The sequence below is a fragment of the Saccharibacillus deserti genome, from assembly GCF_013618475.1.
GTDB lineage: Bacteria > Bacillota > Bacilli > Paenibacillales > Paenibacillaceae > Saccharibacillus > Saccharibacillus deserti.
Genome location: NZ_JABJVN010000010.1, coordinates 83,713 through 103,446, shown reverse-complemented (window position 1 = coordinate 103,446; position 19,734 = coordinate 83,713). Strand labels below are relative to the sequence as shown.

Sequence of the window (19,734 nt, the reverse complement as noted above, 5' to 3'; positions counted from 1 at the left end):
GAAAAGAGGAACCGACATGAACCGCGAGAACCCGAACCTGTCCGATCTTTCTTCTGCCGATACGCGGCCTTCCGCCGGTTTTACTCCGCGCGTAGTGGGCTACGTCGGCCATGCCGATCTGCCGGACCTCAAGACGGAAGATCTGCTCAAACTGACGCATATCAATATCGCGTTCGGCCATGTGCAAGATGATGTGATCGTTACGCAGCATCTGCAGAATATGCACGAACTTGCCCGCCTCAAAAAAGAACATCCCGACGTATCGATTCTGCTGTCGGTCGGAGGCTGGAGCGCGGGCGGATTTTCCGAAGCGGCTTCGACGGAGCACGGCCGCCGCAGGATGGCCCAATCCTCGCTTGACGTCATTGCCGAATACGGACTGGACGGGATCGACCTCGACTGGGAGTATCCGTGCTACGCCGAAGCCGGTATTGCCGCAAGTCCGGAGGACAAAGACAACTTCACTCTGCTGCTCCGCACGATTCGCGAAGCGCTGGATGAACGCGGTGCCGCCGACGGACGGAATTATCTGCTCACGATCGCCGCCGGAGCGGATCAATATTACATCGACGGAACGCAGATGGACGAAGTCCAGCTCTACCTCGATTACGTCCAGCTGATGACCTACGACATGCGCGGAGGGTTCCAGGTTCTGACCGGCCATCATACCAATCTGTATACGCCAAGCGGCGATCTGTTCCGGATCAGTACGGAAGCTTCCGTCAATTTGTTCTTGAAAGCGGGCGTACCGAAGGACAAAATCGTGATTGGCGCCGCGTTCTACTCCCGGATGTGGAAAGGCGTACCGAATGTCAATAACGGCCTGTGCCAGATGGCGGCGACGAGTGGGGGCTACGGACCGGAATTCACGGACCTGCATGCCGCGTATATCGACCGCGGCGGCTTCGTGCGCTATTGGGACGACGAAGCCAAAGCGCCGTATCTGTACGACGGCGGCCTGCATGACGGCGGCACGTTTATCACGTACGACGACGAAGAATCGATCGCCTGGAAATGCCGCTATACGATGGAGCGGCAGCTCGGCGGCGTCATGTTCTGGGAGTACCGCTGCGACCGGACGGGCTTGCTGCTCGAAGCGATTCGGGCGGGCTTGGAAACGTCGGAACAACCCGCGGGCAACGCTCCCGTTTCCCCCTCCTAAGCGACTAAAGGTTGCACGTCAAGGGACGCAGCCGATACAATCGGATCAACGGCGTACCGTTTCGGAGCGGAGCCTCGCAAAGCAAAAGGATCGGCCGAAAGTCCCGCGTGCTTCCAGGCGCGGGGCTTTCCCGTTTCCGGCTGTCATGGCAGTTGGGAATGATCGCCGCTCTCGCCGGATGCCTATTCCATCGTCTGCGTGGCCGCAAAAAATAAAAACCCCCGTTATGTCAACTAACCTGCCGCAAAAAGCGGAATATTTTACGTTTAATCTGGCGATTGAGCGTCGAATTCCGTATACTGTGGAAAGAGTCTGCCACATCAGAGGAGGAAAAGCATTGACGACTTTTCAGCAGTTCGAATACGTACGACCCGATATTGACCAGTTGAAGATTAATTTCAAGGAATGTATGACCCGATTCGAAGCCGCCGGCAGTATTGCGGAGCAGGAGTCCGTCATGCACGAGATCAATGCGCTGCGCAACAGCTTCGATACGCAGCACCAGCTCGTCAGTATCCGCCATTCGATCGATACGACCGACGAGTTCTACAAAGCCGAGCAGGAATTCATGGACGAAGTCGGTCCGGTCGTGCAGGAGTACGTATCCGACTACTACCGCGCGCTGACCACCTCGAAATTCCGCGGCGAACTCGAGAGCAAATGGGGCAAGCAGCTGTTCGCCCTGGCCGAAAGCGCGATTCGCACCTTCAGTCCGGAGATCATCGAAGATCTGCAGTTGGAGAACAAGCTGTCCACCGAATACGACCAGCTGATCGCATCCGCGAAAATTCCGTTCGAAGGCGAAGAGCGTACGCTGCCGCAGCTGCTGCCGTTCGAATTGTCGACCGACCGGGATATGCGCAAGAAAGCGTCGGAAGCCAGATTCGGATTCCTGAACGAACAAGAACCGGAACTGGACCGTCTGTACGACGAACTGGTCAAAGTCCGCACGCGCATGGCGCACAAGCTCGGCTATCCGAGCTTCGTCGAGATGGGTTACGACCGCATGATGCGGACCGACTACAATGCCGAGATGGTCGCGAACTTCCGCAAGCAGGTGCTGGAAGAAATCGTGCCGGCCGCCACGCGTCTGCGCAAGCGTCAGGAAGCGCGGATCGATGTCGATACGCTGCGCTACTACGATAACGGGTTCAGCTTCAAGAGCGGCAATCCGACGCCCAAAGGCGACCCGGAATGGATCGTCAAGAACGGCGAAGAGATGTACAAAGAACTGGCGCCGGAAACGGACGAGTTCTTCCAGTTCATGCAGCAGAACGGATTGATGGATCTGGTCAGCAAAAAAGGCAAAGCGGGCGGCGGTTACTGCACGTATCTGCCCGACTACAAAGCGCCGTTCATCTTCTCGAACTTCAACGGAACGTCCGGCGATATCGACGTCCTGACGCACGAAGCCGGCCACGCGTTCCAGGTGTATTCGAGCCGCGGGCACGAAGTGCCGGAATACCTCTGGCCGACGTACGAATCCGCCGAGATCCATTCCATGAGCATGGAGTTCTTCACCTGGCCGTGGATGGAGAAATTCTTCGAAGGCGATACGGAAAAATACCGCTTCGATCACCTCGCTTCCGGCCTGCTGTTTATCCCTTACGGCGTGTCGGTCGACGAATTCCAGCATTTTGTCTATGCGAATCCGGACGCGACGCCGGATGAGCGCAAAAGCGCCTGGAGAGAGATCGAGAAGAAATATCTGCCGCATTTGAATTACGAAGGCAACGATTACCTGGAGCGCGGCGGCTTCTGGCAGAAACAGGGCCATATCTTCGGCGCTCCGTTCTACTACATCGATTACACGCTGGCGCAGATCTGCGCATTCCAGTTCTGGAAACGTTCGAGAGAAGACTTCGCAGCCGCGTGGAAAGACTACATTCATCTGTGCGGCCTTGGCGGCACGCAGTCTTTCACCGGTCTGGTACGCGAAGCCGGCCTGATCTCCCCGTTCGAAGACGGGTGCGTCTCGTCCGTGATCGGCACGATCGAAGACTGGCTGAACGGCGTGGACGACAAAGCGCTGTAAGACCGCTGTCCGAATCTTGGCGAATCCGCCGTCCGCTTCAATGCGGGCGGCGTTTTTTTACATAAGAAAGTTTCAGGAGGGAATGCCCATGACCTTAACGTTCAAAGACTATGCGTATAGCCGGCCCGATACCGAAACGTTCAGCCGCGAGTTCGAAGAAGTGATCGCCCGTTTCCAAGCGGCGCAGAGCCTGGACGAACAAGTGGAAGCCAACCGTGAGTACAATAGGCTGTACGGAGCTTTTGCCACGCAGGCCGTACTGGTCAATATCCGGCATTCGATCGATACGAACGATGAATTTTACCAAACCGAAAAAGCGTTCATGGACGAAAACATCCCGTTGATCCAGAAAATGGAGGCGGCGTATCATCGGGTGCTGACCGCTTCGAAGTTCCGCCCCGAATTGGAGAAGCTGTGGGGGACGCAGCTGTTCCGGCTGGCCGACGCGTCGAGCCGGGCGTTTGCTCCGGAGATCATCGAAGAGCTGCAGCTCGAGAACAAACTGTCTACCGAGTATCAGATGCTGATCGCCGCGGCCAAAATCCCGTTCGAAGGAGAAGAGCGGACGCTGATGCAGCTGATGCCGTTCGAGCTGTCGACAGACCGGGACATGCGCCGCCGGGCTTCGGAAGCGCGTTACGGCTACATGGCCGAGCACGAAGCGGACTTCGACCGAATCTACGACGAGCTGGTTAAGGTGCGGACGCGTATGGCGCATAAACTCGGGTATCCGAGTTTCGTCGGGATGGGGTACGACCGGATGAAGCGGACCGATTTCGATGCACGGATGGTCGCCAATTTCCGCAAGCAGGTGCTGGAGGAGATCGTGCCTGCGGCAGCGCGTCTGCGCAAACGTCAGGAAGAGCGGATCGAAGTGGACAAGCTGCGTTATTACGATTTGGACTTCGGTTTCCCTACCGGCAATGCGGTGCCTCAAGGCAATGCGGACTGGATTGTACAGCGCGGCGAAGAGATGTACGCGGAGATGTCGCCGGAGACGGAGGAGTTTTTCCGATTTATGCGGGAGAACGAATTGATGGATCTGGTCAGCAAAAAAGGCAAAGCGGGCGGCGGCTACTGCACCGTTTTGTTCGATTACAAAGCGCCGTTCATTTTCTCCAACTTCAACGGAACGTCTGCGGATATCGACGTGCTGACGCACGAAGCGGGCCATGCTTTCCAGGACTACCGCAGCCGGAACTACGAAAACTTGGCTTACTGTATGCCGACGCTGGAATCCGCCGAGATCCATTCGATGAGCATGGAGTTTTTCGCCTGGCCGTGGATGGAACGCTTTTTCGGGAAAGATACGGACAAGTATCTGTTCAAACATCTGGAGAGCGCTCTGCAGTTTATTCCATACGGCGTATCGGTCGATGAATTTCAGCATTTCGTGTATGCCAACCCAGATGCGACGCCCGAAGAACGCAAAGCGGCGTGGAGAGCGCTGGAGAAGAAATACCTGCCGCATTTGGACTACGATGGCAGCGATTATCTGGAACGCGGCGGCTTCTGGCACAAACAGAGCCATATTTTTACCGCGCCTTTCTATTATATCGATTACACGCTGGCACAGATCTGCGCCTTCCAGTTCTGGAAACGCTCCAGAGAAGATTTCGACGCCGCATGGAAAGATTACGTGCATCTGTGCGGACTCGGAGGAAGCCTATCGTTCACGCATCTGGTGCGCGAAGCCGGCCTGATCTCCCCCTTCGAAGACGGATGCGTTTCTTCCGTGATCGGTACGATCGAAGAATGGCTGGACGGCGTGGACGATAAACGGCTGTAATTCGGCGGGTCGGAATAAACCGACAGCTTGCGGCTGAACCGAAAAAAGGACGAGACCGGGAAATTATCCGGCCTCGTCCTTTTGCGATCGGGAAACTTCAGGAGAGATTTCGGCTGCGGCATGCTTGCGAAAATCCTGCGGAGTGCGGCCGGTCTGTTTGTGGAAAACGTGGGAGAAGTAGCTGGCCGTCTGGAAACCGCAGGCCAACGAAATTTCGGAGACCGGCCGGTTTGTTTCCTTGAGCATCTCGCAGCTTTTCTGGATCCGGTACTGAATCAAATAATTGTTGGGCGTCAGATGGACATGCCTCTTGAACAGTTCGCAGCATCGGCTTCGGCAGACGGAACCAGCTGCGGCAATCCCGTCGATCGTAATCTTGGCTTCGTAATGCCGATGGATATAATCGGTCATACCGTGAATCGCGGCCAATTGGTTGGCATCCGCGGATTCCACGGAATTCTCCCGAATATGATCGGCGACGCAGGCGGACAGATAAGCGGCCCGGGCCAGCAGCTGCAGCGGATTTGTCCGCATATGGTCATATATCCCGACCAACAGCTGCAGGACTTCCTGCTGCCAGGCAACCTCGGAGGACAGCCGCAGGAAGTCTTCCGCGTTCAATCCGAATTTCTGGTCGAGGTAGGCTTTGCCCGCCAGCGTATGTTCTCCGAGCAGCGAGGGGTGAATAGTGACCACGATGTAGGTACAGCTCTCGCCGAGACCCGAAGATCCGTGGTGCAGGCGCTTGCTGTTGACGAAGATACCGCTGCCGCTCTCCAAGCGGATTTCCCGGCCGTTGACGAAATAATTCATCGCTCCTTCAAGCACCGTGACGAATTCCAGGTCCGCATGCCAATGGTAAGCAAAAGCGTTGGTCTCAAAAAAACTCAGCGAGCCTTTATATACGCATAACGGAAAACCGGGTCTGTTGTAATGCAGTCTTTCGGACAGATCCGAAAAAACCTCAAGCTGTCTGTACATAGCTATCCACTCCAAAATGTATACGATATTGATACTATCATACCCGATTTTTGGAGCGAAAAGGTCGATTTTGATATACAATTTTGATAAATCCAATTTTGCTTCCAGCACAGAGGAGAGTGACGCCGATGAACGTGCTGATTATTGCCGACGATGCTGTTGTGAATACGGCGATCGAAAAAGCGGTCCGCCAATATGATCCGGGCTGTGCGGTTTTTGCAGTATCTTCGCCGCGTGAGGCCGTGAACATAATGAGTACGGTCTCCATGTCGATCGTATTTTCGGAAATCGAGATGCGCGAAATGAACGGCTTGTCTTTTATCGAGGCACACGGGAAATTCCCTTCGGCGGCCTGCTGGGTCGTCATTTCCGAATTCAAAAACTTCTACGATATCCAAAAAGCGATCCGTTTGGGCGCAAAAGATTATCTGCTGAAACCGCTCGATGTATCGGGGATTTATGATCTGTTGAAATCCCGTCTGTTTCACAAAGCGAATACGTATAGACACAGCGGATCTGGCTGCGCAGGCTGTATATAAGCAGAAACCTACCCCTCAATCGTCGTCCGACTTCGTCGGAAGATCGAGTGGCACGGCTGCCTCCGGGCGGTCTTTTTTTTGTATCGTTTTTGCGGATTCCAACGTTGTGCCCTCCGGGAAGACCCGCCCCCGATACTTGGATACGCCGATCCGCTGCGAAGGATAAATGCCGCTATGCCCGGAGAAACCGCAGCTGATCAGGCAGGCGATAAACAGATATACAGCTGCGTCCGCACCAAACAATTCGATGCCCATCAGGAAGCAGGCGATCGGCGTATGGGTGGCTCCGCAGAATACGGCGATAAAGCCCAGAGCGGCAAGAAAGGGTGCGTGGACCTGAAGCACTGCCGCCAGCGAATGGCCCAGTGTCGCTCCGATGGCGAACAAGGGAGTCACTTCGCCGCCCTGGAAGCCGGCTCCCAGGCTCAAAGTGGTGAACAGGAATTTGCCGACAAAAGCAAACGGGGACACATCGCCATTAAGGGAAGCTTCGATCAATGGCAATCCCAATCCCAGATATTCCCGTGTTCCGAGCAGGTAGACGAGCGCGATTACAACAAGCCCGCCTACTGCGCTTCGGAAGACCGGGTTTTTGAACAGCCGGGTATACAGCCTCTTGAACGCATGGGTCGTTTCGCTGAATGCCATACCCATTAGTCCGAACAGAATCGAGGCCACTACGACTTTCAATACAACGGCTGCCGACAAAGCGGGAACGCTGACCATAGCATAATGCGCATGCGTAACTCCCCAGAAAGAAGAAGTCACCAGATTCCCGGCAAAACTTGCGACGAAGGCGGGAATAAGCGCTTCATAACGCACAAGACCGATGGCCAGCACTTCCAGTCCAAAAAGCGTCCCGGCCAGCGGAGTACCGAAGATCGATCCGAATCCGCCGCTGATCCCGCAGATCAGCAGGATTTTGCGGTCGGCCGGGGCGATCCGGATCAGTCTGCCGAAAGCATCCGCCAGACTTCCGCCCATCTGCACCGCCGTTCCTTCCCGGCCGACGGACGCTCCGAACAGGTGGGAAGTCAGGGTCCCGAATAAGACAAGCGGAGCCATGCGCAGCGGAATAGGAGCAGGTTCGGTCCCATGAATCTGTTCCAGAATCAGGTTGTTGCCCCGGCCGCTCGTTTTCCCGTATTTCAGGTACAGCCAGCTGATCAGGGCACCGCCCAGTGGCAGCAGAAACAGCAGCCAAGGATGATCGAGCCGCAGACCGGTGACGTAAGCCAGACTGTTCAGGAACAGAGCCGAAGCGCTGCCTGCCAGAATCCCGACGACTCCGCCCAGAACGATCCATTTCAATAGTTCCCCCAGGCTCGAAGCGAAACCGGATCGGCCGAAAGCGGGAATTCCCGGAAATTTGTTGAAGCGATTCATGCTTATTCTGTCCTTCCTGTTATCGGATACGGCCGAAAATAAATAGACTCCTACCAGGGAAAAAGGAAAACCCGCTGGTAGGAGTCATCAGCCTTTCGGCGGTTACGGCGAACTCCATCGCCCGTTTTGGTCTTTGTTATTTTAAGGCGGGCACAAGAGACTGTCAATGACATCGAGCAGGGGAGAGTCCGCTAATTTGTACTTGCGCATATAATTATATACTTATATAATAAGTTCGAATTCAGGAACGGAAGGAGTGAAAGGAATGACCCACACCGTGAACGACGAAGAAAGTTTGGACACGGTCTCCCAGACGCTGAAGCTGCTCGGGGACAAGACCCGTCTGACGATTATGAAGCTGCTCGACGAGCAGGAGTGCTGCGTATGCGAGTTGGTCGGCATCTTCAATACAAGTCAGCCGGCTGTCAGCCAACATCTCAGAAAGCTAAAAGATGCCGGATTTCTGAGAGAAAACCGCAGAGGACAGTGGATCTTCTATTCCGCCAATCGCGGGAGCGGCCAGTACGAACTGCTCCAAAGTCTGATTGCGCGCCTGCCTTCGCAGTTGTACCGGATCGAAGAGTTGGAGAAAAAAGGACTGCGTATTTCTTGCGGATGACGGAGGGGAATTTATTTGTTTTTGATTACTGCGGCTATTTTGATATTTCTGGTTACTTTGATTCTGGTCATCTGGCAGCCCAAGGGGTTGTCGATTGGTTGGCCGGCCTGCGGCGGAGCGCTTGCGGCGCTGCTGCTGGGCGTCGTTGATGTCCAGGATGTGCGGGACGTCACCCAGATCGTCTGGAATGCGACGCTTGCCTTCGTAGCGATCATTCTGATCTCGCTGATTCTGGATCGTATCGGATTCTTCGAGTGGGCGGCGCTGCACATGGCGCGTGCCGCAGGCGGCAGCGGCATCCGAATGTTCGTCTATATCAGCGTATTGGGGGCGCTCGTTGCCGCATTCTTCGCGAACGACGGTGCGGCCTTGATCCTGACTCCGATCGTACTGGCTATGGTCCGGGCACTGAATCTGGACGAGAAGAAGATCTTTCCGTTCATTATAGCCAGCGGATTTATCGCCGATACGACCTCGCTCCCGCTCGTCGTCAGCAACCTGGTCAATATCGTATCGGCCGATTACTTCGGCATCACGTTTATGGAGTATGCCAAGCATATGATCGTGCCGAACTTGTTCGCCCTGGCGGCCAGTATTCTCGTCTTGTATCTGTTTTTCCGTAAAAGCATTCCCCAAACGTTCGAAGCTTCGCAGCTCAAAGCTCCAAGTGAAGCGATTCGGGATTCCCGGATGTTCAAATGGTCGTGGCTGGTACTCGCGCTGCTGCTGATCGGCTACTTCGTATGCGAATTTTTCGGAATTCCGGTCTCTGTCGTAGCCGGGGTGATCGCGATCTTCTTCCTGCTGCTGGCAGCCAAAAGTCCGGTAGTTCCGATTCCGCAGGTGGTCAAAGGCGCGCCGTGGTCGATCGTCTTCTTCTCGATCGGCATGTACGTGGTCGTCTACGGACTGCGCAACGCAGGCTTGACAGATGCACTGGCTGTCGCGATTCAGTACATGGCCGATCAAGGGCTCTTTATCGCGACAATCGGAATGGGCTTCCTGGCCGCCGTATTGTCCTCGATCATGAATAACATGCCGACCGTGCTAATCGACGCGCTGGCGATCGACGCCACGACGACATCGGAGAATGTCCGCGAAGCCTTGGTCTATGCCAATGTCATCGGCTCCGATCTGGGTCCGAAGATTACGCCGATCGGATCGCTTGCCACCTTGCTGTGGCTGCACGTACTGAGTACCAAAGGCATCAAGATTCCGTGGGGCGTCTATTTTAAAACGGGACTTATTCTGACGATTCCCACACTGTTTATCACGCTGGTCGGTCTGTATCTGTGGCTGCTGGTCGTGTAACCACTCAAATCCGGTTTAAACCGAACCAAGGAGCGATTTTAATCATGGCTAAAAAAACACTGTATTTTCTCTGTACCGGCAATTCCTGCAGAAGCCAGATGGCGGAAGCTTGGGGCAAAAAAATTCTGGGCGAAGAATGGAACGTGCTCAGTGCGGGCATCGAAGCCCACGGCCTGAATCCGAACGCGGTCAAAGCGATGAACGAAGTGGGACTCGATATTTCCCGTCAGACTTCCGACATTATCGATCCCGGGATCTTGAACAACGCCGACTTTATCGTCACGCTGTGCGGAGATGCCGCGGACAAATGCCCGATTACGCCGCCGCATATCCGCCGCGAACATTGGGGTTTCGACGATCCGGCCAAAGCTCAGGGAACGGATGAAGAAAAATGGGCCGTGTTCCAACGGGTCCGCGACCAAATCGGCGAGCGGATTAAGACTTTTGCGGAAACCGGAAACTAACCGAGAAGGGAGTTCGTTATGACAAAATCGTATCACCAGCTGATCGCACCGAATATTTACATGGGCGGTGCAGCCGATGTAGAGCAGATGATTACCGAGGAGCATTGCGAGGTCATTGTCGATCTGCGCGAAGAAGCGACAGAGATTGCCTATCAGAGCCCCGACCGTCAAGTGGAATGGATTCGGATTGCACTCGATGATCATGCACGTACGACGCAGGAAGACGTGTTCAAACAGGCGATCGATCAGGTTGTAGCCAGCAGCCAGCAGGGCAAAAAGATCGGGTTCCACTGCGGCGGCGGCAAAGGACGTACAGGAGCCGTTGCGATCGGAACGCTGCTTGCTGTGGGCAAAGCGAGTACGCTGGCCGAAGCCGAGCGGATGGCCAAAGATATTCGTCCGGTTATCTCCATCAAAGACACGCAGCGCGAAGCGCTTGAGTGTATTTTTCCGAACGCCTGATTTGAGATTACAGCATTACGTATCCATTCATTCAAGCAAGCTTTATAGATAATCGCTCTTCATGATGAAGAGCGATTATCTATTTTTTTGGATCGACATAAATTATCTCTCAAATATAACTTGCAAAGTGCAAATAAAAAACTATACTGAAATAGAGGTGAGAAGCATGGGTAACAAAAGAGAACCGTTCCAGATTATGACGCGACGCTTCGGATTGTTGAACAAGGTATGCTGCAGCGTGGGCGGTCATGATCTATCGGCAGCGCAAAGTCATATTTTATACGAAATAGACGGCCATAACTCTCCTTCGATGCAGCAAGTCGCGGATACGCTCGGCACGGATATTACGACGTTTAGCAGGCAGATTCAGACCTTGATCAAAATGGGGCTAATCGAAAAGTCACCGGATGCCCGCGATCGGCGGGTATCCATGTTGTCGTTGACCGATGAAGGCCAACAGGTTGCCCGTACGATCGACGAGCAAATGAACAGCTATCTGGAGGAAGTATTGTCGTATCTGACTCCATTCGAGCAAGAGACCGTCATGTCCTCGATCCATCTGTTCAACGAAGCCATGGCCAAGTCCGATCGCTGTTGTCATCCCGTTGCGGAACCAAAGATTAAACTTGATTAATACAACTTTTTGAATCATTAATCCTCTTAAAGGAGTGTTCAATCATGACAGAAGTCCATCAAGATACCATTCGTCAAAATGTACGGGGGCGTTACCGGCAGATCGCGCTTCGGACGGTTCGGCCGGAATCTTGCTGCGGGGTCGATCAAGTCTCTGCGAAAATGGGATATTCGACCGAGGAGTTACAATCGGCTCCGAGCGGGGCCAATCTCGGTTTGGGATGCGGCAATCCGCAGGCTATTGCGGAGTTGAAGCCTGGGGAGACGGTGCTCGATCTGGGCAGCGGTGGCGGATTCGACTGCTTCCTGGCGGCCGGACAGGTAGGCACGGCGGGGCGGGTCATCGGGGTAGACATGACGCCGGATATGATCTCCAAAGCCCGTCATAACGCGGAAAAAGCACGGAATGATATCGTTGATTTCCGGTTGGGCGAGATCGAGCATCTGCCGGTGGCCAACGATACGATCGATGTGATTATCTCGAACTGTGTCATCAACTTGTCTCCCGACAAGCAGCAGGTGTTCGACGAGGCTTATCGGGTGCTCCGAAGCGGGGGACGGTTGGCCATCTCGGATATCGTGACGACAGCGGAACTTCCGCCCGAGATCAAGAATGATAGGCAGGACTTGTACAGCGGATGCATTTCGGGTGCTTCCTCGATCACGGAACTGCAGGGCCAGCTGGAGCGCAGCGGATTTTCCGAGATCTTGATCCAGCCCAAAGAAGAATCGAAGAGCTTTATCCGGGACTGGATTCCGGGCGAACGGATCGACGATTATATCGTTTCCGCCGTTATTCAAGCCGTGAAGCCCTAAGGAGGGAAGTCAGATGAAGAGTCTGCACACTGAACATTCGCTGTCGATCCGCCCTGTTCGGGAAGAAGATCTGGAGGCGGTGCTGCACATTTACAATCAAGGCATCGAAGATCGGATCGCGACGCTGGAGACGGAAGCCAAACCCTTTTCCTATATCGAGGACTGGTTCGGCAACCATCAGGGACGTTACCTGGCGCTCGCTGCCGAGCGGCGCGGGGAGATTGTCGGCTGGGCGGCGCTCAATCCGTATTCGCAGCGCTGCGCATACGACGGTGTGGCCGATCTGTCGATCTATGTAGGGCGTGAACATCGGGGAACCGGCGTCGGCACACCGCTGCTGTCGGTTCTTGAAGAACAGGCGCGACGACAGGATTTCCGCAAGATCGTCTTGTTCACGTTGCCTTTTAATGAAGCCGGACAGCGTTTATATCGCAAATCGGGCTACCGGATCGTCGGCACGTTTGAGAAACAGGGCATGCAGGACGGCCGGGAGATCGATGTCATGATTATGGAAAAGAGGCTGGGATCAGGCGAAGACGCAAGAATCTGACCTCGCCGGGATCAGACCATTGAACTTGTATCGCGATCTGGAAAGGTAAACGTCCACTCCTGCCGCAAACCCCGGGTTTTGCGGTTCTTTTCTTTGGGCGCCATCTGTGGAATGATAGAAGGCAAGGAGTTGAGCGTATGTTTAACGATTTCAAAGCGGATAGCGAGAGTCCCGCTTATATGCAGTTGAAAGGCTATATCGAGACGTTGATCGAGCAGGGGCTGATGCCTCTGCGCCACAAGCTGCCTTCGACGAGGGAATTGGCCGGACTGCTGGGAGTCAGCCGCACGACGGTCATCAGCGCGTACGAAGCGTTGGAGCGAACCGGCTGGATCGAAGCGGTCAAAGGGCGCGGGAATTTCGTTTCCCGGGCCGTGCTGCATTCGGAAGAACCTCCGGGCAGGATCGACTGGAACAGCCGGCTCAGTCCGCAGGCTTTTTTGTCGGAAGAACTCGACCTGATGAAGCACGGAATCAAATGGGAAAAAGGCATGATCGCGTTCACCAGTATTGCCCCGGACGAGAAGCTGTTCGACGTCAACGGGTTCAAACGCGCTTTTCTCGACCGGATCTCGCTTGAAGGCGACGTGCTGCTGAATTACGGCTACGCCCAGGGCTACCGGCCGCTGATACAGTATCTGACGAACTATATGCGCAGCAAAGGCGTCGAGGCGGCAGACAAAGACATTCTGATTACGAACGGGTTTACGGAAGGCTTCGATCTAATGCTGACGGCAATCCGGCGGCGCAGCGGACGCATTCTGTGCGAGAACCCGACCCATCAAACGGCGATCAAAATGATGAAACTGCACGGTTTCGAACCGGTTGGGGTTACGCTGGAGCAGGACGGCCTGAATATGGACGAACTGCGTCGGACGCTTGACGAAGGAGGCTTCGATCTGGCTTATCTGACGCCCTCCTATCATAATCCGACGGGAATCGTTACCTCGCCGGAGAAACGGATGGAGCTGCTGCGTCTGCTCGGCGAGCACGAAGTGCCGGTCGTGGAGGACGGCTTCAACGAAGAGCTGCGCTATTCCGGTGCCCATGCCGCGCCCCTGATCGCCTGCGCCGGAACCGGGAATTCGGTCGCCTATATCGGCAGTTTCTCGAAAATTCTGTTCCCCGGGCTCCGGGTCGGATGGATCATGGCGGATCGCGGATTGATCGGCTATCTCGAAAGTCTGAAACGCGCCAGAACCATTCATACGTCGACGATCGATCAGGCCGTTCTGTTTCAATACCTGCATAACGGGAACTTCGAGCGTTATCTCAAACGGGCGCGAACCGAATACAAGCGCAAGTATGAACTTGCGGTTCGCGGCTGCCGGGACTACATTCCGATGAAACGGATGAGCGGAGAAGGGGGGTTGCATGTCTTCGTCGAATTGGAGGACCGGTTGGATGCCCGTGCGGTGCTTGCGGACTGCCGAATACGCGGAGTCGTGTTTACGCCCGGAGATATCTTTTTTACAGACGGCAAAGGCCGGAATACGCTGCGAATCGGCTTCTCCCGCGTTCCGGAAGACCGGATCGAGGAAGGGCTTAAGACGATCGGGCTTGTCGTGCAAGAGCACGCGGCAGCTGCCGCAGCCGGGCGGCTGCCGGGAAAGGAAGGAAATACGCATGGATAAACGGAAACGGCAGCAAGCGGAGAATCCGGCAGCAAAGCCGGCTCTCCCTTATGTGCAGCAAAAAGATTCGCGTCCGCGGCCAGGCGAAGCCCGGCTGCTCAAGTGGGGCGCGGCAGCGGTAATGCTGGGCTGCATCCTGCTGCTCGGAGGCTGTATTCGGTTCGGCCCGCAGGCGGACGAAATGGCCGATACCGCTGCGCAGAGCAAGCAGCAAGCGTCGTCCGCCGGACAGCCCGAGGCTTCGCCGGAAGGCGAAGCCTCGGATACGAAGACGGAAGAGTCATCCGCCGCTTCGTCCGCAGAAGAAGCGGCGGATGAAGAGAACGGCGAATCGACCGATTCGAAGCAGGCAGAGCCCGCTTCGAATGCGGCGGATGACGAACCGGCTGCGGACCGGATCGAAATCGTGGTGACGCGCGACGATACCGAACGTACCGTCCGGTTCGATCTGCAGCGTCTGCCGTCCGGTTATTCGCTTGCCGGTTTGACCTGGGAACCCGATGCCGCTGCGGAAGAGGTTCTTCCGTCGGGAGCGTCTGCGCAAGAAGTGCCGGCAGACCCACCTCCAGCCGAATCCGCAGTCGAAACGAAGCGCGTAACGGCGACTTACCAAGATGCGGTGATCGCGGGCGAAGCCGAGACGGAAGGGTTTTTCATCGATGAAGACGGTCAGCGAATCGGCTACCGGTACGGCGAAGCCGAAGCCGGACAGGCGGGATCGGCAAGTCTCGAATTCCGAGACCCGGAAGGAAGCAGCCGTATTTGGACAGGGAGAGTTACGCTTGGAACCGCGCCGGCCGAAGAAGAATCGGCGGATACGCCCGGCTGAACGGATCCGGATCGGGGGCTTGTACCCCGGTCTTTTTGCTGTCGTTTCAAGCGGGGACAAAGTGGATAAACATTCAATAAACCGCTTGGACAGAACCTCGCCCGCCGTCTCCGGTCCTGCATTAAATTTCGGCTTCAACAAACCGATATAGAAGAAGAGGGAGCAGTCTGATTCCTGACCGGATCGGACTGTCTTGCCCTAAAATTTGGAAGCGTTATCAGGTTATCACGGAAAAGAGGGAACCCATCTATGAGAGTGCATGAATTTATGATCAAAACAGACTTCGATCGCGACGAACTGCTGCAAATTTCTTCGCAGGCTTCCCAGTTCGCTTCGGATATCAAGCTTACTTTCGGAGACGAGAACAACCAGCGCATTGTCGATGTCAAAAGTCTGCTCGGTATGATGCTGCTTCCGATTCACAGCGGCAGCACGGTACGGATCAGCGCACGCGGACAAGACGAATTGGAAGCGCTGGAATATATGTGCGGCTTGTTTCAACATCACGGTTGTGCTCCCCATTAAAAGAGAACCGCGAAGCGCCGAAGGATCCCGGATCGTTATCCGGCAGGCGCAGTTTGGCGTTGGCACAGCGGCAATCCGGTCTGCCGGGCCAACTTCGGGATGAATCGAGAACCCGACGCTCCGCAAAGGGCGCCGGGTTTTTGCGTCCGCTTTCCCTGCCTTTGCGTACCGCGCATAACAAACGCCGCCGAAAATGCCGATATTGGCTTATAGCAGAACGGCCGTCATATTGGCGAGACGGACCGATCCGGGAGGAGTTCAATCACCATGTTTCAAATTTCGTTCGATTTTGGCGGCATTGAAGAGTTTGATGCCTGCCTGCAAGATCCCGAACTGCATGCCCGTGCGCAGGCCAGCCGTTCCGTCTTGATCCAGTTCTTGACGTCTTCCCGGCTGCTGCGAAGCGCTGCGGCGCTCTATGAACCTATTGTGCAGCGGTTTCCGAAGGCTGTCGTTACGGGAGTGACCACGGCGGGAGAAATCGCCAAAGGCGAATTTCTGCGCAACCGGATCGTCGTTATTTTTTCTTTTTTCGATACCTCGAAGCTGCAGCTGTTTTCTTTGGGCTGTTTGCGGGGAGAAGAAGAAGAGAGCGGCCGAAGATTGGCCGCTCTCCTGCAGGAAGAAGCGCAAGAGCCCGAGGTTAGAGGCATTCTGCTGTATGCGACGACACAGCGCATGGACGGGGCTGGACTGCTCAGAGGGATGCGGGGGCTGCTGCCCGAAGTACCGGTCTTCGGAGCGGGAGCCGCTTCGTACGAATACGGTACGGAATCGTCTCCTGTCCTGGCCGGAGGACAGTTGTACCGCGACGGAGCGGCGGCTGTCGTCTTCCGTGGGGAAGAACTGAAGATCCAGGCCCGCGATTATCTGGGCTGGGAACCGCTGAGCCGGGATATGACCGTAACCGAGACGGGCGGACCGACCTGGATCAAGACGCTGGACGGCGTTCCCGCCGCGGAAGTGTACGAGAAATATTTGGGCATTCGCAACGACGAACATTTTTTCAAAAACATGCTCGAGTTTCCGCTGATGATTAAACGGGCGGACCAAATCCTGGCCAGGGTTCCGGTAGCGAAGCGGCCGCAACCGTGTCATCGAATATTGAACCCGATTCGCGGAGCGTGCAGGTGCAAATCGGGCAAAAAAAGGCTTCCGGGGATAAGAACCGGAAGCCTTTTTGATAAGAAATATGATTTTATTGGGCGTCCGAGAGCTTGAAGAATCCCAGATTCTGCTGCAGCCCGGCGGCCATATCGCTCAGACCGCCGGCGGCGCTGCCGATCTCTTCCAGCGCGGCCAACTGCTGCTGCGAAGCCGCAGCCATCGTTTGGGACTCCTCGGAAGAATGGAGCGCAACGCGCGCCACCTCGGAGACCGAAGCCGTCACTTCTTCGACGCCCGCGGAAATTTGCTGGGAAGCCGCGGAAATTTCCTGAATCTGGTCGTTGACGATCCGGGCGGAATGACCGATCTCTCCGATCGCGCTGCTGGCGCGGTCGATGGAGTCCATCCCTTGGGCCGTTTCCGAATCGGTGCGCTTCATCAACCCGACCGTCTGGCCGATCAGGCTGCGGATATCGCCGATCCGAAGCGAGATGGTCTCGACGGAAGACTGCGTCTGTTCCGCGAGTTTGCCGACTTCGGAAGCGACGACCGCGAAGCCCCGGCCGTGTTCGCCGGCTCGTGCCGCTTCGATATTGGCATTGAGCGACAGCAGCTGCGTCTGACGGGCAATCGCTTTGATCGAAGAGACGATCTCGTCGATCTGCTGCGAATGCTCGTTCAGCAGCGAGACGCTGTCCGCCGATTGGCTGACCGATTCGCGGATGCTGCGCATCTGCCCGACAGCGGCGGACAATTCGCGGTCGCCCACTTCGGCCCGCTGCGCCGTCTCGGCGGCGGATTCCGCAACGGAGGCCGATGATTCGGCGATTTTCGTAATGCCGATCGCCATTTCGTTCATGGCCAGCGCCGTGTCTTCGGTCATGCGGCGCTGCGTCTCGGAACCTTCGGCTACGGATTGTACCGCCGCGGCTACCTGGCGCATCGCCAGCGAAGATTCGCGCGAGACTTCGCTGAGCTGCTGCGAAGACGCTGCGGACAGATGCGACGCTTCCTGGCTTCCGCGCAGGGTCTTGTTCAAGGCTGCGATCATACGGTTGAACGAGTCGCCGACCTGACCGAGTTCGTCGCGGCTATCGATCGCAATAGTCTGCGACAAGTCGCCGTTGGCCATATCCGATGAACGCGCGCCCAGCAGGCGAACGGCACTGTTTACGCTCCGGTAGAAGGCCATGTAGAACAGCAGAACAAGCAGAAGGGCCGCTGCCATAAGGGCCGTAACCAGGTTTCGTCCGGATTCAAGGCGTTCGATACGTTGGTCCAGCAGCAAAGCCAGCGTATCGGCGGCCTGCTGGAACAACGCATAGGATTCTTCGACCGTGGAAGTGCCGGCCGAGAAGAAAGCGGCAGGTTCCGAAGACAGCGTCTTGTCGTCGAACAGCTGCTGGTCGGCCAGCGCAAGAAAACTTTCGATCGAGTCCGCAGCCGTTTGCCCCGGTCCCTGGATCTGTGCGCCGGCTTCCGGATTCAATTCGGTAAAGGTTCCAAGCGATTTGTTGAGTTCTTTCAGTTCGCTTTCCGCCTGGGCTTTCTTCACGGCGACGCCGGTCAGCGCTTCGGGCTGCGCCTGATGTTTGGTCAGCATCCCGTTGCCGGTGCCGCGGATTTGGGCCGTATTCTCGATCAAGTTCGGCAGCCGTTTGACGATCATATCCATCAGGTAAAAAGAATCGATTTCCGTATCGAGCGACAGTCCCGATTCATCCGCGCTTTCGACGACGAAATCGAGCATGCGCGTCACCAGCTCACTGTGACGGGCGAAACTGTCGGTCGCGGAGAGAGAAGCGGCCTCCGCCTGCAGCGATTTCCATTCGGCGGCAATCAGCGGCCATTCGGCTGCCGCTCCGGTCAATCCGGATTCGACTGCCGCCTGGCCGATCTGCTCGGCGTTCGTATTTGCCTGGTCAGCAATGGCATCAAGCTTGCTCCGGTTGTCCGCGCCTCCTCCGTTCAGGAGGGCGTTGGCTTGTCCGCGGTGCTGCTGCAGCGACAAAATGAACGGGAAAACGGCTTCGACCTGCACCAATCCTTTCTTTTCCAAGTCGGTCGTATGAATCTTTTCCTGGATGCCGGAAAACCAGAGTACGAACAGCAGGGCAAGCGGTGCGGCGAACAGAATGCTGATCAGAATAAATTTCTGGGCGTATTTCAATCGCGACAAAATAAAAGCAAAAGGGTAAAGCAGTTTGGCGAACATGAGAAATCCTCCTCTGACAGTCCCGCTCCGCTGGGCGGAACGACCGGTATGCAGCGGGTAGTTACAACCGCTTTTTATAATCGTTATATCGGAAAAAGCCGGGAAATCGTGTGCTTTATACAGGGAAGATACGAAAAAATTTATCTTTTTGAAGGCTTTGTGCCAGAGAAGGCGCGAGGATCAGTCCAAAGAAGCGACGCAAAAAGACTCCGTCGGCGCATAAAACGTCGACGGAGTCTGTATGGGAATCGTAGGGAGCAAACAGGAGGCTGCTATTAAAAAAGCTTAATGAAGACGCTCGAAACGTTTAACCGCCCAATAAGGCAGCGAGACGACGCGGTCTGAAGTATCGATTTTAAAAAAACTTTTGTTTGTTAGGTCGGGAGAACAGGAGCCGGTGTAAAATTCTCCACTCACTAGATGCAGACGAAGGAATTCTTCTTTGGATACGGCCTTTTTGATCTCATGAGCTGCCACGGTGTAGGCCCCCTTGCGATTCAGAATACATGCTAATACCTTACATTACCCACGTTTTCAAGTATCCAATCATATTGCGGACAACTCGGATCCAATATGGAAAAAAGAAATTCGATAGACGTCAGATTTGAGGACTGGTATACTGGGAATGATAATGAATCTCAATTGTGAGGTCCGCCGCTGACTGCGGTATAGGCAGG

General features: G+C 55.4%; 19 protein-coding genes and 1 riboswitch. Of the genes, 15 read left to right on the top strand and 4 right to left on the bottom strand.

All coding sequences use genetic code 11. From position 1 onward, the window contains the following. Nucleotides 1-16: 16 nt before the first annotated feature. The 3 genes from HOP44_RS20440 to HOP44_RS20430 all read left to right on the top strand — a co-directional run bounded on the left by HOP44_RS20440 (nt 17) and on the right by HOP44_RS20430 (nt 4,986). Nucleotides 17-1,162 (top strand): glycoside hydrolase family 18 protein, encoded by a 1,146-nt coding sequence (locus HOP44_RS20440; RefSeq protein WP_172256844.1) that lies wholly within the window; start codon nt 17-19, stop codon nt 1,160-1,162. Between the two features lie 391 nt (nt 1,163-1,553). Beyond that, nucleotides 1,554-3,197 (top strand): M3 family oligoendopeptidase, encoded by a 1,644-nt coding sequence (locus tag HOP44_RS20435; RefSeq protein WP_425501910.1) that lies wholly within the window; start codon nt 1,554-1,556, stop codon nt 3,195-3,197. 88 nt (nt 3,198-3,285) lie between these two features. Next, nucleotides 3,286-4,986, top strand: a complete 1,701-nt coding sequence (locus tag HOP44_RS20430) for a M3 family oligoendopeptidase (protein WP_172256840.1) — start codon at nt 3,286-3,288, stop codon at nt 4,984-4,986. Nucleotides 4,987-5,049: 63 nt separating this feature from the next. Here the strand turns inward: HOP44_RS20430 and HOP44_RS20425 are convergent, their stop codons facing one another. Beyond that, nucleotides 5,050-5,967 (bottom strand): helix-turn-helix transcriptional regulator, encoded by a 918-nt coding sequence (locus tag HOP44_RS20425; protein WP_172256838.1) that lies wholly within the window; start codon nt 5,965-5,967, stop codon nt 5,050-5,052. A 128-nt stretch (nt 5,968-6,095) separates the two neighbouring features. On the opposite strand from HOP44_RS20425, the gene HOP44_RS20420 reads away from it, so the two are divergent. Next, the gene (locus tag HOP44_RS20420) at nt 6,096-6,506 is read left to right on the top strand and encodes a response regulator transcription factor (protein WP_172256836.1); all 411 of its coding nucleotides are present in this window, start codon (nt 6,096-6,098) and stop codon (nt 6,504-6,506) included. A gap of 15 nt (nt 6,507-6,521) precedes the next feature. Here the strand turns inward: HOP44_RS20420 and HOP44_RS20415 are convergent, their stop codons facing one another. After that, complete coding sequence (locus HOP44_RS20415; protein ID WP_172256834.1) at nt 6,522-7,892, bottom strand: voltage-gated chloride channel family protein; 1,371 nt, start codon at nt 7,890-7,892, stop codon at nt 6,522-6,524. A gap of 71 nt (nt 7,893-7,963) precedes the next feature. Continuing rightward, nucleotides 7,964-8,023, bottom strand: a riboswitch (Fluoride riboswitch). A gap of 134 nt (nt 8,024-8,157) precedes the next feature. Between HOP44_RS20415 and HOP44_RS20410 the strand changes: the two genes are divergently transcribed. The 11 genes from HOP44_RS20410 to HOP44_RS20360 all read left to right on the top strand — a co-directional run bounded on the left by HOP44_RS20410 (nt 8,158) and on the right by HOP44_RS20360 (nt 16,956). Beyond that, a complete protein-coding gene (locus HOP44_RS20410) occupies nt 8,158-8,511 on the top strand; it encodes an ArsR/SmtB family transcription factor (protein WP_172256832.1) in 354 nt (117 codons plus the stop codon). Between the two features lie 15 nt (nt 8,512-8,526). Next, complete coding sequence (locus tag HOP44_RS20405; RefSeq protein WP_425501907.1) at nt 8,527-9,822, top strand: arsenic transporter; 1,296 nt, start codon at nt 8,527-8,529, stop codon at nt 9,820-9,822. Nucleotides 9,823-9,866: 44 nt separating this feature from the next. Then, on the top strand, nt 9,867-10,286 hold the full coding sequence (arsC, locus tag HOP44_RS20400) for an arsenate reductase (thioredoxin) (RefSeq protein WP_172256830.1): 420 nt from the start codon (nt 9,867-9,869) through the stop codon (nt 10,284-10,286). A gap of 18 nt (nt 10,287-10,304) precedes the next feature. Beyond that, entirely contained in the window at nt 10,305-10,748 is a 444-nt protein-coding gene (locus tag HOP44_RS20395) for a protein-tyrosine phosphatase family protein (protein ID WP_172256828.1), read from the top strand. 166 nt (nt 10,749-10,914) lie between these two features. Beyond that, nucleotides 10,915-11,382, top strand: coding sequence for a MarR family winged helix-turn-helix transcriptional regulator (locus HOP44_RS20390; RefSeq protein ID WP_172256826.1), 468 nt, complete (start codon nt 10,915-10,917; stop codon nt 11,380-11,382). Nucleotides 11,383-11,426: 44 nt separating this feature from the next. Beyond that, nucleotides 11,427-12,197: an arsenite methyltransferase gene (locus HOP44_RS20385; protein WP_172256824.1), complete on the top strand. Its 771-nt coding sequence runs from the start codon at nt 11,427-11,429 to the stop codon at nt 12,195-12,197. Nucleotides 12,198-12,210: 13 nt separating this feature from the next. Next, nucleotides 12,211-12,747 carry an arsinothricin resistance N-acetyltransferase ArsN1 family A gene (locus HOP44_RS20380; RefSeq protein ID WP_172256822.1) on the top strand — a complete coding sequence of 179 codons (537 nt, stop codon included), beginning with the start codon at nt 12,211-12,213 and terminating at the stop codon, nt 12,745-12,747. 137 nt (nt 12,748-12,884) lie between these two features. Continuing rightward, entirely contained in the window at nt 12,885-14,381 is a 1,497-nt protein-coding gene (locus HOP44_RS20375) for an aminotransferase-like domain-containing protein (protein WP_172256820.1), read from the top strand. After that, entirely contained in the window at nt 14,374-15,210 is an 837-nt protein-coding gene (locus HOP44_RS20370) for a hypothetical protein (protein WP_172256818.1), read from the top strand. Before HOP44_RS20375 ends, HOP44_RS20370 begins: the two co-directional genes overlap by 8 nt. Before the next feature lie 249 nt (nt 15,211-15,459). Further along, a complete protein-coding gene (locus tag HOP44_RS20365; protein WP_172197513.1) occupies nt 15,460-15,735 on the top strand; it encodes an HPr family phosphocarrier protein in 276 nt (91 codons plus the stop codon). 267 nt (nt 15,736-16,002) lie between these two features. Further along, nucleotides 16,003-16,956, top strand: a complete 954-nt coding sequence (locus tag HOP44_RS20360) for an FIST signal transduction protein (RefSeq protein WP_172256816.1) — start codon at nt 16,003-16,005, stop codon at nt 16,954-16,956. Here the strand turns inward: HOP44_RS20360 and HOP44_RS20355 are convergent. Further along, the gene (locus tag HOP44_RS20355) at nt 16,934-19,057 is read right to left on the bottom strand and encodes a methyl-accepting chemotaxis protein (protein WP_172256814.1); all 2,124 of its coding nucleotides are present in this window, start codon (nt 19,055-19,057) and stop codon (nt 16,934-16,936) included. The genes HOP44_RS20360 and HOP44_RS20355 overlap by 23 nt on opposite strands. A gap of 285 nt (nt 19,058-19,342) precedes the next feature. Next, nucleotides 19,343-19,534: a hypothetical protein gene (locus HOP44_RS20350; protein ID WP_172256812.1), complete on the bottom strand. Its 192-nt coding sequence runs from the start codon at nt 19,532-19,534 to the stop codon at nt 19,343-19,345. Nucleotides 19,535-19,734 lie beyond the last annotated feature (200 nt).